Consider the following 19,128-nt stretch of genomic DNA (forward strand, 5'->3'; position numbering starts at 1 on the left):
CTCAATTTCTATGTATATACTGAATTATTTTATCATAAAGTACGCAAATACGTATACACATACTATACTGCGGGGAGATTTTACAAGAAGATTCCTCATTTGATGAAAGATTCTTTTTTTGCTATTTCTATTTCACTGTAGGGTAATGAAGAAATTTATGCTATCATAGCAATAAATATAATCCATATATATTATTAATGTAAAAGATGGGGTGCTTAAATGAATTTAGATCAGCCAACCGAACAAAATTTGAAAATAATACTGGATGAATTAGCAGATCGCTTGGAGGTAGCTAACCGAGCATTAATGGATCCTGAAGATTATGATTTGGAAAAGTACGATGAATTAAAACTCATGTATGATATGATCATAAATAAAGGAAGCTTAAGTGCTTCAGAAACGCAGGCATTTATCGAAGAATTGCGCTCAGTTCGGAAATAATTTATATTATTTTTTAAAAAAGCTTTGTACCTGAGAAGGAACAAAGCTTTTTTCACTGTTACTTTATTTTTGTTTGGAAAAAGCATTATCCAGCGCTATTTTTGCAGCGCGCTGTTCTGCCTCTTTTTTTGTTCTGCCTTCTCCTATACCTGAAACCTTATCCTTGATGATGACCTGGGCAATAAAGGTTTTATCGTGAGCAGGACCCTTTTCATCAACAATTCGATATTCTGCAAATTGGTTTCTCACTTGCTGCACTAACTCCTGAAGCTGGGTTTTATAATCCATCTCATGCGAAAAAGCACCGGCAGTTATTTTGGGAAATACATGTATTTTCATAAATTCCAGTACCTTATCGAAACCTTGATCCAAATAAATGGCTCCCAGAAAAGCTTCAAAAACATCAGCGAGTAAAGCAGGACGATTTCGTCCCCCCGTCTGTGCTTCTCCTTTTCCAAGTAAAATATATTCTCCTAAATGAAGAGAAAGAGCAAAATTATAAAGAGATGGCTCACACACAATTGCTGCCCGTAATTTAGTCATTTCCCCTTCAGGCATATCTTGATGTTTCCGGTACAGAAATTGGGATACCCCTAATTCCAGTACTGCATCTCCTAAAAATTCCAGGCGCTCATTATCTGAAAAGGATTTTCCGCGATGCTCATTCACATAAGATGAATGGGTAAAAGCCTGTTTGATCAATTCATGATCTTTAAATTTCATATTAAATTTTTTTTCCAATTGCTGCATGTTCATTTTACACACCTCCGTTCGGTAAAGATACAGAAAGTCTCGCTAGTTGCGAGACTTTTTCGACTGTTATCCCTGGGTGCTGTTTATGTAATCAACAGCGTCACCCACTGTATTTATTTTTTCTGCTTCTTCATCGGCAATTTCCATATCAAATTCGTCCTCTAGTTCCATGACAAGCTCTACTACATCTAAAGAATCAGCTTCCAAATCGTCTTTAAAAGACGCTTCCATTGTCACTTTTGTTTCTTCAACATCAAGACGATCAACAATAATAGCTTTTACACGATCAAATACATCTGCCATCATACTTCACCTCCCTTCAAGTAATATAAACTTTTTGTTTGTATCATACAAGCCATATAATAATATAATTATTACATAACCATGCCGCCATCAATGTGTATTGTTTGTCCGGTAATATAGTCTGCATCCTCTGATGCGAGAAAGCGAACTGTTTTCGCCACATCTTCCGGCTGACCGAATTTTTCCAGTGGAATCATGGCAAGCATACCTTCCTGCTGTTCATCTGAAAGGGCGTCTGTCATATCTGTTGATATAAATCCGGGTGCTACTGCATTGACATGAATATTACGAGTTGCAAACTCTTTTGCAGTAGTTTTTGTTAAGCCGATGACACCGGCTTTTGCGGCAACATAATTGGCTTGTCCCGGATTTCCGCTGACACCGACAATTGATGCGACATTTACAATTTTACCTGCTCTTTGTTTCATCATGTGCCTTGCCGCAGTTTTGGTACATAAAAATACCCCTTTAAGATTCGTATTTATAACTTGATCAAATTCATCCTCTTTCATTCTCATAAGCAGATTATCTTTATTGGTTCCTGCATTATTTACAAGAATATCAAGTGATCCAAAATCGTTAACCACTTCTTTTATCATTGCTTTGACATCTGCTTCATTGGCAACATCAGCTTGAATTGTAATCGCTTTTCGTCCTAATTGCTCAATTTCTTCAGCAACTTCCTGGGCTTTTTTTTCGTTACCCGCATAATTAACAGCAACATTGGCACCTTGTTTAGCTAATTCTAAAGCAATGGCTCTTCCAATACCGCGGGATGATCCTGTCACAAGTGCATTTTTACCTTTAAGCATTACGCTTCCTCCTTATACCAATGAAGAAAATCCTTCAAAGAATCAATGTCTTGAATAGCGAAGGTGTGATTTCGTCTATGAATTTTCTTTACTAAACCACTCAATACTTTTCCGTTTCCAATTTCTACAAACGCGTCTACGCCAATGTTCATCATATTCCGAATCGAATCCTCAAATCGAACTGGAGAATATAATTGTTTAATCAACAAGTCCTTGATCTGTTCACTATCTGTTACCGGTTGTGCGGATACATTCGCATATACAGGAATTACTGCATCTTTAATCTTTATCTCATTTAAATATTTGGCCATCCCTTCATTCGCCGATTTCATTAATCTCGAATGAAAAGGACCGCTTACGTTCAGCGGAAGAACACGTTTTGCGCCGGCTTCTTTCAGTAATGTTATTGCCTCTTCTATCCCTTCTTTGTCTCCGGATATGACTATTTGGCCTGGGCAATTGATGTTGGCAAGATCAACAATGCCACTTTCAACCTTGTCTATTACCATTTCAATTTCATCCTGTTTCATCCCCAATACAGCGGCCATCGTTCCTTGACCCTTGGGAAAAGCCGCTTCCATTAGCCTGCCTCTCTCTGCTACCAAAGGCAATGCTTCCTCCAGTGAGATAGCACCCGCTGCTACGAGTGCACTATATTCTCCCAGGCTGTGCCCCACTGTCATTACAGGCTGTATTCCCTCTTTTAGTAATAATCTATGTACTGCAATACTTGAGAGCAATAATGCAGGCTGTGCATTTTCAGTTTCTGTTAATTCCTCAGCAGGACCTTCAAACATCAACTTTGATATGTCTTTATTTAAAAGCTGATTTGCTTCATTGTAGATTTCTTTAATGGTGGCATCATGGTCGTAAATATGCTTCCCCATACCTACTTCCTGGGATCCCTGTCCTGGGAACATATAGGCTATTTTTTTCATTTGTCTCCCTCCACTTCCAATGACTCTACCTTACTCCGGATGGTTTCTGTCACATTATATTCCACCATATGCGACGCTTGCTTAATTGCATTGTACACTGCTCTTCTGTTTGAAGAACCGTGGGCTTTGATAACAGGTGCTGCGAGGCCGAACAGTCCGGCTCCCCCATATTCCGAATAATCCATTTTATTTTTTAATGTTTTTAAATCACCTTTTATCATACCAGCAGCAAGCTTTGTCTTAAGAGATGAAGTAAAGGTATCTTTTAATAAAGCAAACATGGTGGCTGCAGTACCCTCGATCGTTTTTAATGCAACATTTCCGCTGAATCCATCCGTGACCACGACATCTGCTGCACTGTTAAACAGATCTCTAGCTTCCACATTACCAATAAAATTAATCGGCGCTTGATTCATTAGCGTAAAAGCTCTTTTCGTTAACTCACTACCCTTTCCATCTTCCGCACCAACATTTAGAAGCGCGACAGTTGGATTGGCAATGGAACGGACTTTTTCTGTATAAATAGAACCCATTAAGCCATATTGAACCAAATGGTTAGGCTTCGCATCTACATTTGCTCCTACATCCAAAAGCAAAAAGCCCTTACCATCTATGGTAGGAAGCGTAGGGCTTAAAGCAGGACGTTCAATTCCTGCTATTCTGCCAACTACGAATAGACCAGCACTCATTAATGCGCCAGTGTTTCCTGCTGATATGCATGCATCTACCTTGTTTTCTTTTACAGCCTCTGCCATTAACACAAGGGACGCATTCTTTTTCCGTCGTACCGCTCTTACTGGCTCATCATCCGCTGTAATAACTTCATCCGTATGAATAATGTCAAGATTTTTGGCATCTGTTACATATTCATTTATTTTATTTTCATCCCCGTACAAAGTTATATGTAAATCATTCATGCTGGATATCGCATCCATAGCTCCCAAAACAATTTCTTTTGGGGCATGATCTCCTCCCATTGCGTCTATTGCCAACTTCATTTAACCTGCTCCTTTTTTTGTTCATTGGATTGATACATATGGAATAGCCCTGTAAAGACTTTTTCATTATCCACAAAACTGTTTACTTCCACAGTTGTTAACCTTTTTTCATTTTTTCCCTTCACCATTGCTTTGGCAACTACCCTTTCCCCTTCTGATACCTGCCTTGTAAATTTCAGCTCCGATTTTACTGTTAAAGCTAGTTCATCGTTAATGACAGCGACTGCAAGCGAATTTGCCTGGGCAAATAAATGATGACCACGGGCGATTTTATTACGGGAAAAAACATGCTCTTTCCCAATATCCAATATAGAAATAGCCCGCTTGTCCAGTTCCAGATCAATAACCTCCCCAATAACCTCTTCCAATGGGAGAGCTTTTACTGTTTCATTCCACTGATTTGTAGCAACTGATTTAATTCTCTGCCGTAATTCTGGAATCGATAATTCCATCCTGTCCAAACGAATGGTTTGGATACTCACATCATATTTATTTGCAAGTTCTTCATCCGTGATAAAAGGCATCTCTTCAATGGTAACCTTTAATAAACGCTGCCGTTCCGTTTTTGTTCTTTTCAATTCAGACACCATCCAACATGCGTGATATTCTATTTTTAATACGTGTACAAAAAGGAGGATAAAAACTAACGAAGAAATTCGACGTGTCATTTTTACCGGACCTTTTGTACACCATTAGGACTTGGTACTAACAGTAATATATAATACCACATTTATTTTTGCAAGTCCTCGTTAATCCAATTTTTCCGCAAGCGAGAGATCCTTCTCCATTATTTTCTTCAGTGCAAGTAAAGCTGCATCTTCTTCCAGCACATTTGACTCAATTATTTCTTCAGCATCTTTTCGCGCTTGTTCCAGCGCACGATAATCATGAATCATGTCAGCAACTTTAAATTCAGGTATTCCACTTTGTTTTTTTCCAAAAAAATCTCCAGGCCCTCTAAGCTGCAAATCTTTTTCAGCCAATTCAAATCCGTTATTGGTTTCTGTCATAATCCGCATACGTTCTTTTCCTACTTCACCTTTCGGATCGGAAATTAAAATACAATAACTCTTTTGATCGCCTCTTCCGACTCTCCCTCTCAGCTGGTGAAGCTGTGAGAGTCCAAATCTGTCAGCATCATAGATCACCATAACGGTGCTATTTGGCACATTAACCCCCACTTCCACCACTGTGGTTGAAACAAGGATTTGGATATCATTTTCCGCATATTGTTTCATGATTAATTCTTTTTCATCTGCCTGCAGTCGTCCATGCATGAGTCCAACATTTACATTGGATGGATAAAACCCTTTTAATTGCTCATATAAGTCTACTGCATTTTGAATATCCAATTTATCCGACTCCTCAATCAACGGACAAATAACATATGCTTGCTCCCCCGCTGATAACCTTATTTGAATAAATTGCAATACCCTTTCAAGCATATTATCCTTCACCCAATAGGTTTCTATTTCTTTTCTTCCTGCTGGCATCTCATCAATAACAGAAACATCCATATCTCCAAAAGCAGTAATCGCCAACGTACGCGGAATGGGTGTCGCTGTCATAAACAGTACGTCAGGGTTAAGTCCTTTATCTCTTAATTCTCTTCGCTGATTTACACCAAACCGATGTTGTTCATCCACAATGGCAATACCTAAATCATCGAAATAGACATCTTCCTGGATTAACGCATGTGTGCCTATAACAATATGTACGTCATGATTTTCGACCGATGTCAGTATTTCTTTTCTTTTTTTCCCTTTTACAGAGCCTGTTAACAGAACAATATTCGCTTTATCTGCAAACAGTTCTGTTAAGGACTGAAAATGCTGTTCTGCCAGAATCTCCGTAGGGACCATTAACGCCCCCTGTTTACCAGCAGTGACTGAAGCGTAAAGACAAATTGCGGCTACAGCCGTTTTGCCGGATCCCACATCACCCTGCAGCAGCCGGTTCATTCTGTACGGTGATTTCATATCATTTAAAATTTGTGATAAGGCTTTGTTCTGTGCCTCCGTTAAACGGAACGAAAAAAGACTGATAAATGTCTTAGTTTTCTCAGTGTCAAACAGCTGGGTATTTCCTTGTGTCGCTTCCCTGCTTTCTTTTTTTAATAGTTGCATTTTTAACTGAAAAAGCAGAAATTCTTCGTAAATATACCTTCTTCGGGCATGTTTCAAAAAAACTCTATCAGGAGGAAAATGCATGATTTGAATGGCATCTTGTCGATTTGGGAGTTTATACGCATTTAAATAATTGGCAGGAAGAAACTCGTCTATATTTTTACCATATTGGCTGATCGCACTTTTTATCACTTTTTTTAATTTAACATTTGAAATATTACCTTTGACTGAATAGACCGGATTAATTGTTTTATCACTGTCTGCATAACCCTTTTTATAGTTGCTTACCGTAATTTGCAGACGGTGGGCATCCCATTTTCCCGTCAAAGTAAATATATCATCCTTATGTATTTGTTTTTTTGCAAAAGCTCGATTAAACATGACTGCTTTAACAGCAATATTTTCAACCTCTAACGTGAAAGATAATCTTGATTTTTTTCGTCCATAAAAGGTAAGGGAAGGTTCTGAAACAATTCTTCCCTCTACGGTTACTTTATCTTCATGAATCAATTCGCTAAGCGGCTTTATTTCATAAATATCATATTTGTAAGGAAAATAATGCAGTAAGTCCTCTACTGTATAGATATGCATCGCAGCCAAATCTTCAGCGAATTTTTCTCCTATTCCCTTAACAGTTGACACAGCTTCACTTAGCAAGTAAATCCCTCTTTCTATACAGTCATTCCGAAGATCTTTTCCTTCAATAGCCGGCCAGTTGGTGTATCGGCAAGACCGCCTTCACCCGTTTCACGCAAGCTCGAAGGCATTTGCTTTCCAATTCTGTACATGGCTCCTATTACCTCATCACAAGGGATTCTGCTTGTAACACCGGCAAGCGCCAAGTCAGCAGAAACAATTGCCAAAGATGAACCTGCCGCATTTCGTTTTACACAAGGCACTTCCACTAAACCAGCAACAGGGTCACATACGAGTCCAAGCATGTTTTTTAATGTGATGGCAAATGCATCAGCCGATTGCTGCGGTGTGCCACCTGCCATCTCAACAATAGCAGCCGAAGCCATAGCCCCAGCCGAACCGACTTCTGCCTGACACCCTCCGGCGGCTCCAGAGATAAATGCGTTATTGGCTACGACAAACCCAAATGCGCCTGAAGTGAATAAGTAGCGAATCATTTGTTCACGGGTAGGGTTCAACTGATTTTTAACGGCAAATAACGTCCCGGGTACACAACCGGCACTGCCGGCAGTTGGGGTTGCACAAATAGTTCCCATTGCCGCATTCACCTCATTTGTACCCATTGCTTTGCTTACTGCATCCAGCAGTAAATTCCCTGAGAGCGGCGTTTTTTCTTGCATGTATTTTTGCACTAAAACAGCATCTCCTCCAGTTAAACCAGTTACGGAGTTTACGCCTTCCAGTGCGTCCTCAATTGCCTTCTCCATTACCTCCAGATTCTTTTCCATCTGGGCAAATACTTCTTCCCGTGTTGTATCTTTTACTTCCATTTCCTGACGTATCATTACTTCTGAGATGAATATATTTTCATTTTCTGCAATGGCTACTAATTCCTCTACAGTACGAAACATATAATTACTCCTTTCCCATTGAAGGTCAGCTGACAATTTTTGAGATTTGAATAATGTGATCCGCATTATCCAATTCTCTCATAATTGAATCGCCCACATTATGGTCTACTTCAATCACCATTAATGCTTCTTTTCCGATGTCTTTTCGATTTACTTCCATATGACCTATATTGATTTCATGTTTTGCGAGAATTTTTGTAACAGACGCAATCGCACCGAACCTGTCATTATGCATAATTAAAATTGCCGGATGATTGCCAGATAATCGCAGCACAAAACCATTTAATTCGGTAATTTCCACTTTCCCTCCTCCGATGGAAATACCGGTTAATTCAATAGAGTCAGCTTCAGTTCCGATTTGCAACCTTGCAGTATTCGGGTGATCTACTGCTGCGGAGTCCTCGATAAATTCAATGGAAATATTTTTTTCCTCCGCAATTTCCAACGCTTTGCTCATTCTCGGGTCATCTGTTTCAAAATTCATTAATCCGCCTGCTAAAGCAAAGTCGGTGCCATGCCCTTTATAAGTTTTGGCAAATGATTCATATAAATAAATTTTTGCCCATGTCGGCTCGACCCCTAAAAGATTTCGAGCGGCTTTTCCTATTCTTGCCGCACCCGCTGTATGTGAACTGGATGGTCCAATCATGACCGGCCCAATAATATCAAAAACGGAATTATATTTCATAAACGCCTCACCATCCTGCGATTCGATATTTTCCTATATCAATATAAGAATTATATCAAAAAACACGGAAATAAGCATTAAGCGCTGGTTACGAACCTAAATCGATATTGCCGCTTTTATATTTAATTGAGTACATTAGAAAATATTGCTTGATGTTACTGTTTATCATATAACCCTTAACGCAGAGCAGACATTTCTATAATTTTCTTTTAATGTTAAAAAACCGCCGTTAGAACGGCGGCGGTTTCATGTTTTCGACTTTATTCAACTGAAAATATATACGAATAGATTGGCTGGGCTCCATTGTGTATTTCTACTTCTATGTCTTCATAATTTTCTTCGACATAAGCAGCGAGTTCATTCACTTCTTTTTCTTCCACATCCTCACCATATAAAATAGTAAGGATTTCATCGCCATCTGTGATCATTTTACTTAAAAGTAATTTAACGGATTCCTGCTTATCCTGGTGTGTAGCTTTAATATCTCCATCCATAATACCCATAAAGTTGCCTTCTTTAATCAGCATGCCATCGATCTGGGTGTCACGAACTGCATATGTTACTTGTCCTGTCTTTACCTGTTGGCGTGCTTCGTCCATTTCGCTCCCGTTTGATTCCAAGTTGGCTTCTGGATGAAAAGCAAACATGGCACTTATCCCTTGTGGTATAGATGTAGTAGGGACAACCTTTACATTCTCTTCTGCCAGATCCGCAGCCTGTTCTGCTGCCATAACTATATTTTTGTTGTTAGGGAGGATAATCACATTTTTTGCATTAACTTCTTTTATTGCATCAGCAATATCCTGAGTACTTGGGTTCATGGTTTGTCCGCCTTCAATAACCTTTGATGTTCCAAGACTTTCAAACAGTTCTTTCAACCCTTTTCCCATAGCAACAGTTATAATTCCATATTCTGCTTTTTCTTTCGGTTTTTCTTCTTGTTTATTATCACCGACAAGTGCAGTATGCTGCTGCCGCATGTTTTCTATCTTCATATTGATCAAGCTTCCATAGCGCTGACCTAGTGTCATGCAGGTGCCTGGATACTCCGCATGGATATGAACTTTAACTAGTTCATCATCCGAAACCACTAATAAAGAATCCCCATGTTCACTTAATTCTTGACGAAAAGCATCTTCATCAAAGGAATTTTCACTTATTTTATCATCTTCAAATTTTACCATGAATTCAGTACAATATCCAAATTCAATCTCTGATGTATCCATAAAATCCTGTGTAACTTTATGATGTTCTGCGTTAATCATTTCCTCCATGGCAATTCCGTCGGTTTCTTCTGGCAGTGCTTCACCTTTTAACGCAGCTGCGAAGCCTTCATAAATAGTAACTAGACCTTGTCCCCCTGAATCGACTACGCCTACCTCTTTTAAAACCGGCAAAAGATCGGGAGTACGTTTCAAAGAAGCCTTTGCTCCTTTTATGACTTTATCGATAAGTACAATAATATCTTCTTCTGTTTCCGCTATTTTGACTGCTTCGTTTGCAGCATCTTTTGCAACGGTTAAAATGGTACCTTCTACAGGCTTCATTACGGCTTTATATGCCGTTGTTACACCATTTTCCAAAGCCGCTGCTATATCCTTTGTATTAACGTAGGACTTATTTGCGAGTCCTTTTGAAAACCCTCGGAAAATTTGCGACAGAATTACCCCTGAGTTGCCTCTCGCACCCATAAGCAGCCCCTTGGCAAAGGCATCAGCAACTTTGGATATATCATCACTTTCCTGTTTTTTTATTTCGTTTACACCTGAAGTTATTGTTAGATTCATGTTTGTTCCTGTGTCCCCGTCAGGCACCGGAAAAACATTAAGTGCGTCTATTTTCTTGGCGTTGGCCGATAAATGGTGTGCTCCGAGCTGAACCATTTGGGCAAACCTGACGCCATCTAATTCATGTACGTTCACTATTCTTCCTCCTCCATAGCTAAAGCAAATAGCAAAATCAGTCTTTTGCTACACGTACCCCTTGGATATATATATTTACAGAGTCAATGGACAACCCGAGTGACTGGCTAAGTGTATATTTAACCTGCGATTGTACATTATGGGCAACTTCCGATATTTTTGTTCCGTAGCTAACAATTATGTACATATCTATATGTAACTTTTCATCTTCCTGACGAACAACAATCCCTTTAGAAAAGTTTTCTTTCCGGAGAATTTCCGCAATGCCGTCTCTTATTTGGCTTTTTGAAGCCATACCTACAATGCCGTAACATTCCACGGCAGCACCGCCAGCTATTGTTGCAATAACATCATTCGTTATTGTTACATGGCCGTCATTTGTATTAAGTTCAATGGACATAATGCTCCCCCTTTTAAAACGTTCCCATTATATAAGCATATTTTACTACATATCGATGATGAATAAAAGCAGACTTCTTATTTTAGATAAAATTCCCTTATTACAATGGACGATTTTTCTTGTTCTGTCAAGTGTTTTTTCTTTATATCAGACTGCCAAAACTTGATATTATAAGAGCCGCAGAACTGGATGTATTAATCTTCTGATTTAGAAAGACAACTGTTTTTTTACTCTTGATAAAACTTTAAAGTAACCATCCAAACGCATCTTTAAAATCAATTGCATTATTCATTTACTTGTGGTAAATTATATAAGTATGAATTGACACATGGTAGATTAGGAGGGATAACATGGCTAGAAAATGTGTTATTACCGGACGGCAGACCCGCAGTGGAAACAAACGCTCACATGCTATGAACGCAAACAAACGTAATTGGAAAGCAAATGTTCAAAAAGTGCGAATTATGGTAGATGGAAAACCAAAAAAAGTTTACGTATCTGCACGTGCACTTAAATCTGGTAAAGTAGAGCGAGTATAATTATCAAGCGTCCGTACAGATTATAAATGAATATGACGTTTATAATAAAAGTATAGAGCTTTGTATTACAAATAGTCACCTGTAAATCACAGGTGACTATTATTCGTTTTTTTAACTTTCTCTATTTTAATTTCATTCCAACAAAAAAGCTTCCGCCAAATAAATTGACAAAAGCTCAAAAAATTATTTTTCTTTTTTAAAAACACCGATAATTACCCTGACAAATCCGCCGATTACTTTTGGAAGCCTAATGGTATAAAACTTCATGAGTTCTTCCTCCTCTTTTAACAAACAAAGCTTATCCTTTAAATTTCATCTCGACTCTTTATTAATAATAATATGCCTTCACTAAAGGAAAAAGTACCATTTTTTTTAATAAGCTTGTTTGATATACAAAGAGTTGACCCCCAAGAGATATGCTGATTTGATAAAGGGTAATAAAAACCTTTTAACGTAAGCGCCTCTACATGCTTACTGAATGGAATAAAAGAAATATAGGGATAATGATCATCCTGCGTAATTTGATATGTTCCGGGAAAGGTCAATTCCAAATAATTATTATCGTTAACAATCATTCCCTGAACTCCTTTTGCTGCAATAGAATACAACAATTGGATGTTCGAAAGTTCATGATCAAGTCTCCCGCCTGTTACCCCAAATAAATAAACCCGATCTGCTTCCAAATCCATCGCTTTCATCAACGCGATTTCCAAATCAGTTTCTGACTTTTCTGATGGGTATTCTTTCAAGGAGATGGCATATTCCTGAATTAACCTTTTTTCTGTATCATTTATCGAGTCAAAATCACCAACAGCATAATCAAGCTGAATTTGCTCATTAATTAATGTTAATGCTCCCCTGTCGGCGCCAATCCATATATCTATCTCTTTTTTATACATCGATAAATCCTTTAATGCATCAGGAGCGCTTCCCATTATTCCTACAGATAGCATATCGCTTACTACTTCCCTTCTGCTGCTTCACGGATGACATTTATTGCGGCTTTTCTGTCATCATGTTTAAAAACCGCGCTCCCTGCTACTAAAACATCTGCCCCTGCATCTGTACACTGTTTGGCTGTATCTTTATTTACTCCGCCATCTACTTCAATTTCAAACAGTAAACCCATTTCCTTTCTCCATGCAGCAATCTGCTCTATTTTTTCAACACAGTTTTCGATAAATTCCTGACCGCCAAAACCGGGATTAACCGTCATAACAAGCACAAGGTCTATATCTGGCAATATTGTGCGCAATACTTCTGCCGGGGTGGCTGGATTGATCACAACGCCTGTTTTTTTCCCTTGATCTTTTATCAGCTGAATTGTCCGGTGCAGATGAACGCATGCTTCCTGATGAACGGTAATGATATCTGCTCCTGCAGATGCAAAAGCCGGAATATAATCATTCGGATTTTCAATCATTAGATGAACATCCAAAGGGAGGGACGTGATAGGTTTAATCGCTTCAACAATTAATGGACCAATCGTTATATTTGGTACAAAATGTCCGTCCATCACATCAACATGGATGTAGTCTGCTCCCCCTTTTTCAACACCAGCAATTTCCTCTCCAAGTTTTGAAAAGTCTGCTGACAATATGGATGGCGCTATTTTAGTCATATCTTCAATACCTCGGCTTTCTTTGTTGTATTTCTTCATAAAAACTTAAATAGTGTTCATATCGATATAAAGCAATTTCACCGTCCGTTACGGCTTCCTTCACTGCACATTTGGGTTCCTTGTTATGAGAACATCCCCGGAATTTGCAATGATCACTTCTTTCCCTTATTTCCGGAAAACAGTCTGCAAGTTCCTCCAATGCTACCTCGGCAAAATCTAGAGAACTGAACCCAGGCGTGTCCCCTACAAGCCCATTGTTTACTTCAAGCAGTTCTACATGCCTTGTAGTATGTTTCCCCCGGCCAAGACTTTTGGAAATTTCCCCGGTCGGCAAAACTAATGATGGTTCTAAAGCGTTTAACAGTGAAGATTTTCCAACACCGGACTGGCCAGCGATTACGCTAACCCTGCCGGAAAAATAGTCTTTAAATTTTATTGCCTCCTTTACATCTTTAGTCGAAATTAACTCTACGTCATACCCGATCATTTCATAGTCTTCCTGATATTTTTTTAATTTTTCCTTTATAGATGAGGAAGCCAAGTCCATTTTAGTAATAAAGATAATCGGGTTAATATCCTTGGATTCAATCAAAACAAGAAACCTATCCAGTAACCTGGGATTAAAATCAGGCTTTACAGCAGCGTTGACAATGATTGCCTGATTGATATTCGCGACAGGGGGCCGGACTAATTGATTTTCTCGTTCTTCTATTTCGATAATGTACCCTTCACTTTCATCACTAATATCAAATTTGACAAAATCGCCAACTAAAGGGGAAATTTTTTGATTGCGGAAAACTCCCCTGCCTCTGCATTGATACAGCTTATCGCCTGCTTTCACATAATAAAATCCGCTTAATGCTTTCACTATTCTTCCTTCTGCCATTTATCCACCTTCCTCATAGGAAATTGTTTCATTGAATACGACATCGTCACCAAGCATGATGATATATTCACCTTCATCCCCTGGTGCGATTGTTAAAGCAAATTCAAATGGCGTATCCTCGGTAATGGCTTCTTCGATATATACTTCTGATAAATCATTATTCATATCACTGATATACACCCGGACTGTTTCCTCTTCAATTTCTTCGTCGGGCTCAAAAGGTACAGTATAATTTACAGCATGGGACACTGGCGGTAATTCTTCCGGCCCGATGGAAATATAGACATCAACTGTGGAACCCTCTTCCAGTTCCGTATTTGCAGCTGGCTCCTGTCTTGTTACTTCCCCTTCAGGTGAATCAGAATTTTCTTCGTGCAAATTCATTACCAGATTGTTTTCTTCCAAATAATCCCTTGCTTCCTGTTCCGTTACTCCTCTTAAATTACTTAAACTGACTAGATCCGGCCCTTCACTAACCTCAAAAATAACCCTTGTTTCACTTGGGACAACATCCGTGTTTGGATTAGGCTGAATTTGTGTAATAATTTCGCCGACCGGTCGGTCTGAAAACTCTTCATAGGCAATTACTTCAAACCCTTCGTCTTCCAAAAGCCTTCTCACTTGAGAATAATCCCTGCCGACATAATCAGAAAAATTAACCGTTTCTTTTCCCCTGCTTACATAAAGTGTTATGGTTGTGTTTTCCTTCACTGTCCTTCCTGCCCTCGGCTCAGACCTTGTTACCAACCCTTCCTCTATGTCTTCCGAGAAAATCAATTCTTCTTCTGCCATCAGGTTATGCATTTCCAGTTCCTCTACAGCTTCATCATACTCCATTTCTGAAACATCAGGTACCGTCACATCCTGTGGCTGTAAAATACCAGGAATGATAAATAAAGCAGCTGCCCCCGATGCAAGTAAAATAAACAGGACCAGAAAGATGATCCATTTCTTCTTTCCCTTTTTCTTTTTCTTTTTATTTTTATTTTTTTTCCCTTTTTTCTTTTTTGCAGGAGCTCCTCCAGCTTTTTCTATCGTTTCCTCATTTTCAGTTCCCTCGTTAAGATTTTTTGTTGTGCCATTTGAGTGATGGACAATTGTATCCTGATTGGCATCCTGAATATGATTATCCGTAATAATGGGAATTGCTTTAGTTTCCTCTCCGGCTTCAACCGGCGGTGTATATACTTCTTCATTTATTTTATCCGGATCCATTGCTGTCTTCAGTACTTGTTCAAGTTCGACCACCGTTTCATACCGATGAAAAGGGTCCTTTGCAGTTGCCTTTAATACAATGTTTTCCACACTCTGCGGTATATCCTGATTAAATCTGCGGACAGAAGGAGTATCATTTTGCAAATGCTTTAATGCTATCGAAACAGGAGATTCCCCGGAAAAAGGAAGCCTGCCCGTTAATAGTTCAAACAATACAATCCCGATCGAATAAATATCTGATTTCTTTGTCGCCATTCCTCCTCTGGCCTGCTCCGGTGATAAATAATGAACAGAACCAAGAATCGAATTCGTTTGTGTTAATGAAGTTGCACTTAATGCCATGGCTATTCCAAAATCCGTTACCTTCACCTGACCATGGGAATCCATTAAAATATTTTGCGGCTTAATATCCCGATGGACAATCCCATTTGCGTGTGCATGTGTAATTGCAGCAGTAATCTGCTTCATAATATCAAGTGCTTCATGATCCTTGAGTGGACCTCGTTGTAATATGTATTCTTTTAGTGTCATTCCATCCACATATTCCATCACCATGAATAAAATATGTTCTTCTTCCCCAACGTCATAGATATTAACGATATTTGGATGGGACAGGCTTGTGGCAGATTGTGCTTCCCTGTCAAATCTGGCAATAAACTCCTCATCATTGGCATATTCCAAGCGAAGAACTTTAATGGCGACCTCCCGATCCAATATGATATCCTTGGCTAAGTATACGTTAGCCATTCCACCTCCGCCGATAGTCTCCTTAATTTGATACCGTTCATTTAACAGGCGGCCATTCAGCATGCATTCTCACCCACTTTCGATGAAGAATTATAATGGATGATAATAAGCGATATATTATCCTCTCCACCCCTGTCATTTGCCAACTGAATCATCTCTTCCCCTATTTCCTGTAAATTTTTTTCAGCGGAAATTAATTTCTTCAGTTCCTCATCGGACACTTTATTTGTTAGCCCATCAGAACATAATAAAAGTTTATTTCCTGGTTCCCAGCTCATTGATTCCAAATCAGGCGTAATATGTTCCTCTGTCCCAAGTGCTTTTAAAAGGACGTTTTTTCTTGGATGCTGTTCGGCATCATCTTTGGAAATCTGACCGGACCGCACTAGTTCATTTACCAATGAATGGTCTTCTGTTACTTGATTAAACCGTGTTCCGCTTTGCATATAGCAGCGGCTATCACCAATATGCGCTATTGTAACAAATTCTTCGGTACAAATGGCAATGACAGCGGTAGTCCCCATGCCCTGGAATTCTTTTTTTTGAAAACCATGGGAATAAATCGAATGGTTTATCTCTGATATGACTGTGGAAAGCCAGCTTTCTGTTTCTTCCGGTGAATGCAGTTTTTCCTGTTGCTTCCAATGCTCCTCAATTAAAGAAATTGCCATTTGACTGGCAACATCACCTGCCTGGTGACCTCCCATCCCATCAGCAATAATGGCCAGAAATTGCTCCGAAAGATTATAATAAACGCCGCCTGCATCTTCATTGTGACTTCGCACTTTACCCTGATCAGTTAAAAATTGACCTTTCATCCTTTCACCCCTTTTTCACGACACGTACACTTTCTCTAAATTATGACATAATATTGTCCCAAAAAGAACAATATAATTAATTTTTTCTTGAAAATCGCGTAAGAAAGAAGCCATCTGTATCAAATAACTGAGGAAATAATTGCAGTCCGTAGTCTGATATCCCAATAGACGTTTGCAGCATGGAAGGCAATTCCTCAAAAAAGCTTTCATCGATAATAAATCCCGTGTTATTCTCCAAAAATTTCTTCACTACTTCTTCATTTTCTTCTTTATCAACGGTACAAGTACTGTACACTAATAATCCGTCTTGCTTAAGCAATGGAGCCGCTTCTTCCAAAATATCCAGTTGAATCTCCGCAAGACGACGAATATCTTTTTCTTCCTTATGGTATTTTATTTCCGGTTTTCCGCGGATAACGCCAAGCCCCGAGCAAGGCGCATCAACTAAAATACGATCGAAGCTCTTCTTTTGGTGCACTTCCTGCAGCTTTCTCGCATCCTTCGCTGCTGCATCTATTATATTTAATTGGAGTTCTTCCGCTTTCCGGTCAATTAAGTTTATTTTCTTTTTGTGCAGATCATAAGCATGGATTTTCCCTTTATCCCCCATTTTTTCTGCCATATGTGTAACTTTTCCTCCAGGGGCACTGCATGCATCAAGCACTTTCATATCCTGCGATAATTTAAGCATTTCTGCGACCAGCATGGAGCTTTGATCCTGTATCGTCAAAAACCCTTGTTTAAATAAACTACTATGTAAGATATTTCCTTTGTCTATGATCAGGCCCTGGTCGGAAAACGATGAAGGTCTTACCTGAAACTCTTGCTCTGCTAATTCATGAATGGCTTCTTCTCGGCTTATTCTTAATGGCTGTACACGGACAGACAATGGTTTGTGTTCCGTATTTGCCCTGCACATCTCTCTTGTTGTTTCATAACCGTAAGCTTTTATCCAGCGCCTGACGAGCCATTCCGGATGGCTCGTCTCAACAGCAAGCCGCTTCGTGTCATCTTCTATTACATTGATCGAAGGAACGCCTTGTCGCTGTACTGCTCGCAATACACCATTGACCATGGAAGCAATGCCTTTATGTCCTCTTGATTTCGCAATTTCGACAGCCTCATGAATAATCGCGTGATCTGGTATTCGATCCAAGAAAACCATTTGATACAGTGACATCCTTAACAATATTCTCACCCATTGATCCAACTTTTTTTTCTTATTTACAAAATGTTCAAGATAATAATCCAATCTTATTTTATGCTGCAGTGTTCCGTACACTATTTCTGTCAGTAATCCATGATCTTTAAGTGGAATATCACGCGTTTTTATTTCCTGATCAATAAGGAGGTGGCTATATCCTGTATCCTTTTCAATTCGGATTAATATTTCCAGAATGCTGTTTCTTAAATCGTATTTTCCCATTTAATCACCCATTACTGTACCAATTTTGATTCTGTCAGCTGCACCACGCAAATAATCTTCCACAGTCATTCTTTTTTTCCCTGCAGGCTGAATTTCCGTTATACGCAGCCCTTTCTGATTTCCACAAATAACAATAAACCCCTGATTATCCACCTTTTCCACAATTTCACCCGGATTGCCTGTGTAGGTTGTATCGTCCTTTTCAGCCCACCAGATTTTCATGTTTTTCTTATGATAGGTCGTATAAGCTACCGGCCATGGATGCATCCCCCGTATATGGTTATAGATCTCTCCATTACTTTTAGTCCAGTCAATTTTTTCTTCATTCCTTTTAATATTTGTCGCAAATGTTGCTTTTTCATTATTCTGCCTGGTCGGCTTAAGCCTATTTGCGAATAGATCTGGTAAAGTTTCTGTAAGCAAATCTGCACCAGCTGCTGACAGTTTATCATGTAGTGATCCAACATGATCGCTATCTTCAATTGGAACTGTCTTCTTGGACAAAATGTCACCTGCATCCAGCTGTTCCACCATATACATGATGGTTATTCCTGTTTCCTTTTTTCCCTGCAAAATAGCGTAATGAATCGGTGCTCCTCCTCTTAGCTCAGGGAGTAATGAAGCATGCACATTAATACAACCATATTCCGGCGCTTCCAATAATTCATTTGGCAGTATTTGTCCATAAGCAGCTGTAATAATAAGATCAGGCTGGTAGGAAAGTATCTCCTTGTATTGACTTTTTATTTTTTCGGGTTGAAAAACAGGAATACCATGTTTCTCCGCTTCCATTTTTACCGGTGTCGGCGTAATTACGCGTTTCCTCCCTTTTGGCCTGTCAGGCTGGGAAACAACGAGAATTACTTCATGACCCGTCTCTGTCAGTGCTTTTAAAATTGGCACCGAAAAATCAGGCGTTCCCATAAAAACAATTCTCTTCAAGCTAAA

21 protein-coding genes are annotated in these 19,128 nt (G+C 39.2%); 2 read left to right on the forward strand and 19 right to left on the reverse strand.

Annotation, left to right across the window (positions count from 1 at the left end; translation table 11 throughout):
* Positions 1-219: 219 nt before the first annotated feature.
* Positions 220-441, forward strand: a complete 222-nt coding sequence (locus ACDX78_RS00135; RefSeq protein WP_486024326.1) for a DUF1128 domain-containing protein — start codon at positions 220-222, stop codon at positions 439-441.
* Positions 442-504: 63 nt separating this feature from the next.
* Here ACDX78_RS00135 and rnc read toward each other — a convergent pair whose 3' ends face one another.
* The 11 genes from rnc to ACDX78_RS00190 form a co-directional block, all read right to left on the reverse strand.
* Positions 505-1,197 (reverse strand): ribonuclease III, encoded by a 693-nt coding sequence (gene rnc, locus ACDX78_RS00140; RefSeq protein WP_486024327.1) that lies wholly within the window; start codon positions 1,195-1,197, stop codon positions 505-507.
* A gap of 63 nt (positions 1,198-1,260) precedes the next feature.
* Entirely contained in the window at positions 1,261-1,497 is a 237-nt protein-coding gene (gene acpP, locus ACDX78_RS00145; RefSeq protein WP_486024328.1) for an acyl carrier protein, read from the reverse strand.
* 71 nt (positions 1,498-1,568) lie between these two features.
* Entirely contained in the window at positions 1,569-2,309 is a 741-nt protein-coding gene (fabG, locus tag ACDX78_RS00150) for a 3-oxoacyl-[acyl-carrier-protein] reductase (RefSeq protein WP_486024330.1), read from the reverse strand.
* Positions 2,309-3,247 (reverse strand): ACP S-malonyltransferase, encoded by a 939-nt coding sequence (fabD, locus tag ACDX78_RS00155; RefSeq protein WP_486024331.1) that lies wholly within the window; start codon positions 3,245-3,247, stop codon positions 2,309-2,311. The genes fabG and fabD overlap by 1 nt, the downstream gene beginning before the upstream one ends.
* Positions 3,244-4,245 carry a phosphate acyltransferase PlsX gene (gene plsX / locus ACDX78_RS00160; protein ID WP_486024333.1) on the reverse strand — a complete coding sequence of 334 codons (1,002 nt, stop codon included), beginning with the start codon at positions 4,243-4,245 and terminating at the stop codon, positions 3,244-3,246. The genes fabD and plsX overlap by 4 nt, the downstream gene beginning before the upstream one ends.
* Positions 4,242-4,823, reverse strand: a complete 582-nt coding sequence (fapR, locus tag ACDX78_RS00165; protein ID WP_486024334.1) for a transcription factor FapR — start codon at positions 4,821-4,823, stop codon at positions 4,242-4,244. The genes plsX and fapR overlap by 4 nt, the downstream gene beginning before the upstream one ends.
* A 171-nt stretch (positions 4,824-4,994) precedes the next feature.
* Positions 4,995-7,028: an ATP-dependent DNA helicase RecG gene (gene recG, locus ACDX78_RS00170; protein WP_486024335.1), complete on the reverse strand. Its 2,034-nt coding sequence runs from the start codon at positions 7,026-7,028 to the stop codon at positions 4,995-4,997.
* Between the two features lie 14 nt (positions 7,029-7,042).
* Positions 7,043-7,918: an L-serine ammonia-lyase, iron-sulfur-dependent, subunit alpha gene (gene sdaAA, locus ACDX78_RS00175; RefSeq protein WP_486024337.1), complete on the reverse strand. Its 876-nt coding sequence runs from the start codon at positions 7,916-7,918 to the stop codon at positions 7,043-7,045.
* Positions 7,919-7,943: 25 nt separating this feature from the next.
* Positions 7,944-8,606 (reverse strand): L-serine ammonia-lyase, iron-sulfur-dependent subunit beta, encoded by a 663-nt coding sequence (sdaAB, locus tag ACDX78_RS00180; protein ID WP_486024338.1) that lies wholly within the window; start codon positions 8,604-8,606, stop codon positions 7,944-7,946.
* A gap of 260 nt (positions 8,607-8,866) precedes the next feature.
* Positions 8,867-10,528, reverse strand: coding sequence for a DAK2 domain-containing protein (locus tag ACDX78_RS00185; RefSeq protein ID WP_486024339.1), 1,662 nt, complete (start codon positions 10,526-10,528; stop codon positions 8,867-8,869).
* 37 nt (positions 10,529-10,565) lie between these two features.
* Positions 10,566-10,928: an Asp23/Gls24 family envelope stress response protein gene (locus tag ACDX78_RS00190; protein WP_486024340.1), complete on the reverse strand. Its 363-nt coding sequence runs from the start codon at positions 10,926-10,928 to the stop codon at positions 10,566-10,568.
* Between the two features lie 350 nt (positions 10,929-11,278).
* Between ACDX78_RS00190 and rpmB the strand changes: the two genes are divergently transcribed.
* Positions 11,279-11,467, forward strand: a complete 189-nt coding sequence (gene rpmB / locus ACDX78_RS00195) for a 50S ribosomal protein L28 (protein WP_461181049.1) — start codon at positions 11,279-11,281, stop codon at positions 11,465-11,467.
* A gap of 183 nt (positions 11,468-11,650) precedes the next feature.
* On the opposite strand, the gene spoVM is transcribed toward rpmB, so the two are convergent.
* The 8 genes from spoVM to fmt form a co-directional block, all read right to left on the reverse strand.
* The gene (spoVM, locus tag ACDX78_RS00200) at positions 11,651-11,758 is read right to left on the reverse strand and encodes a stage V sporulation protein SpoVM (protein ID WP_486024341.1); all 108 of its coding nucleotides are present in this window, start codon (positions 11,756-11,758) and stop codon (positions 11,651-11,653) included.
* Positions 11,759-11,772: 14 nt separating this feature from the next.
* Positions 11,773-12,420, reverse strand: coding sequence for a thiamine diphosphokinase (locus ACDX78_RS00205; RefSeq protein WP_486024342.1), 648 nt, complete (start codon positions 12,418-12,420; stop codon positions 11,773-11,775).
* Between the two features lie 8 nt (positions 12,421-12,428).
* A complete protein-coding gene (gene rpe, locus ACDX78_RS00210; protein ID WP_486024344.1) occupies positions 12,429-13,088 on the reverse strand; it encodes a ribulose-phosphate 3-epimerase in 660 nt (219 codons plus the stop codon).
* Positions 13,089-13,092: 4 nt separating this feature from the next.
* Positions 13,093-13,974, reverse strand: coding sequence for a ribosome small subunit-dependent GTPase A (gene rsgA / locus ACDX78_RS00215; protein WP_486024345.1), 882 nt, complete (start codon positions 13,972-13,974; stop codon positions 13,093-13,095).
* Positions 13,975-15,999 carry a Stk1 family PASTA domain-containing Ser/Thr kinase gene (gene pknB, locus ACDX78_RS00220; RefSeq protein ID WP_486024346.1) on the reverse strand — a complete coding sequence of 675 codons (2,025 nt, stop codon included), beginning with the start codon at positions 15,997-15,999 and terminating at the stop codon, positions 13,975-13,977.
* Positions 15,993-16,754: a Stp1/IreP family PP2C-type Ser/Thr phosphatase gene (locus ACDX78_RS00225; RefSeq protein ID WP_486024347.1), complete on the reverse strand. Its 762-nt coding sequence runs from the start codon at positions 16,752-16,754 to the stop codon at positions 15,993-15,995. Before ACDX78_RS00225 ends, pknB begins: the two co-directional genes overlap by 7 nt.
* 76 nt (positions 16,755-16,830) lie before the next feature.
* Positions 16,831-18,180 (reverse strand): 16S rRNA (cytosine(967)-C(5))-methyltransferase RsmB, encoded by a 1,350-nt coding sequence (gene rsmB, locus ACDX78_RS00230; RefSeq protein WP_486024349.1) that lies wholly within the window; start codon positions 18,178-18,180, stop codon positions 16,831-16,833.
* On the reverse strand, positions 18,181-19,122 hold the full coding sequence (fmt, locus tag ACDX78_RS00235; protein WP_486024351.1) for a methionyl-tRNA formyltransferase: 942 nt from the start codon (positions 19,120-19,122) through the stop codon (positions 18,181-18,183).
* Positions 19,123-19,128 lie beyond the last annotated feature (6 nt).

This window comes from Virgibacillus oceani (assembly GCF_041521345.1).
Taxonomy (GTDB): domain Bacteria; phylum Bacillota; class Bacilli; order Bacillales; family Amphibacillaceae; genus Virgibacillus_N; species Virgibacillus_N oceani_A.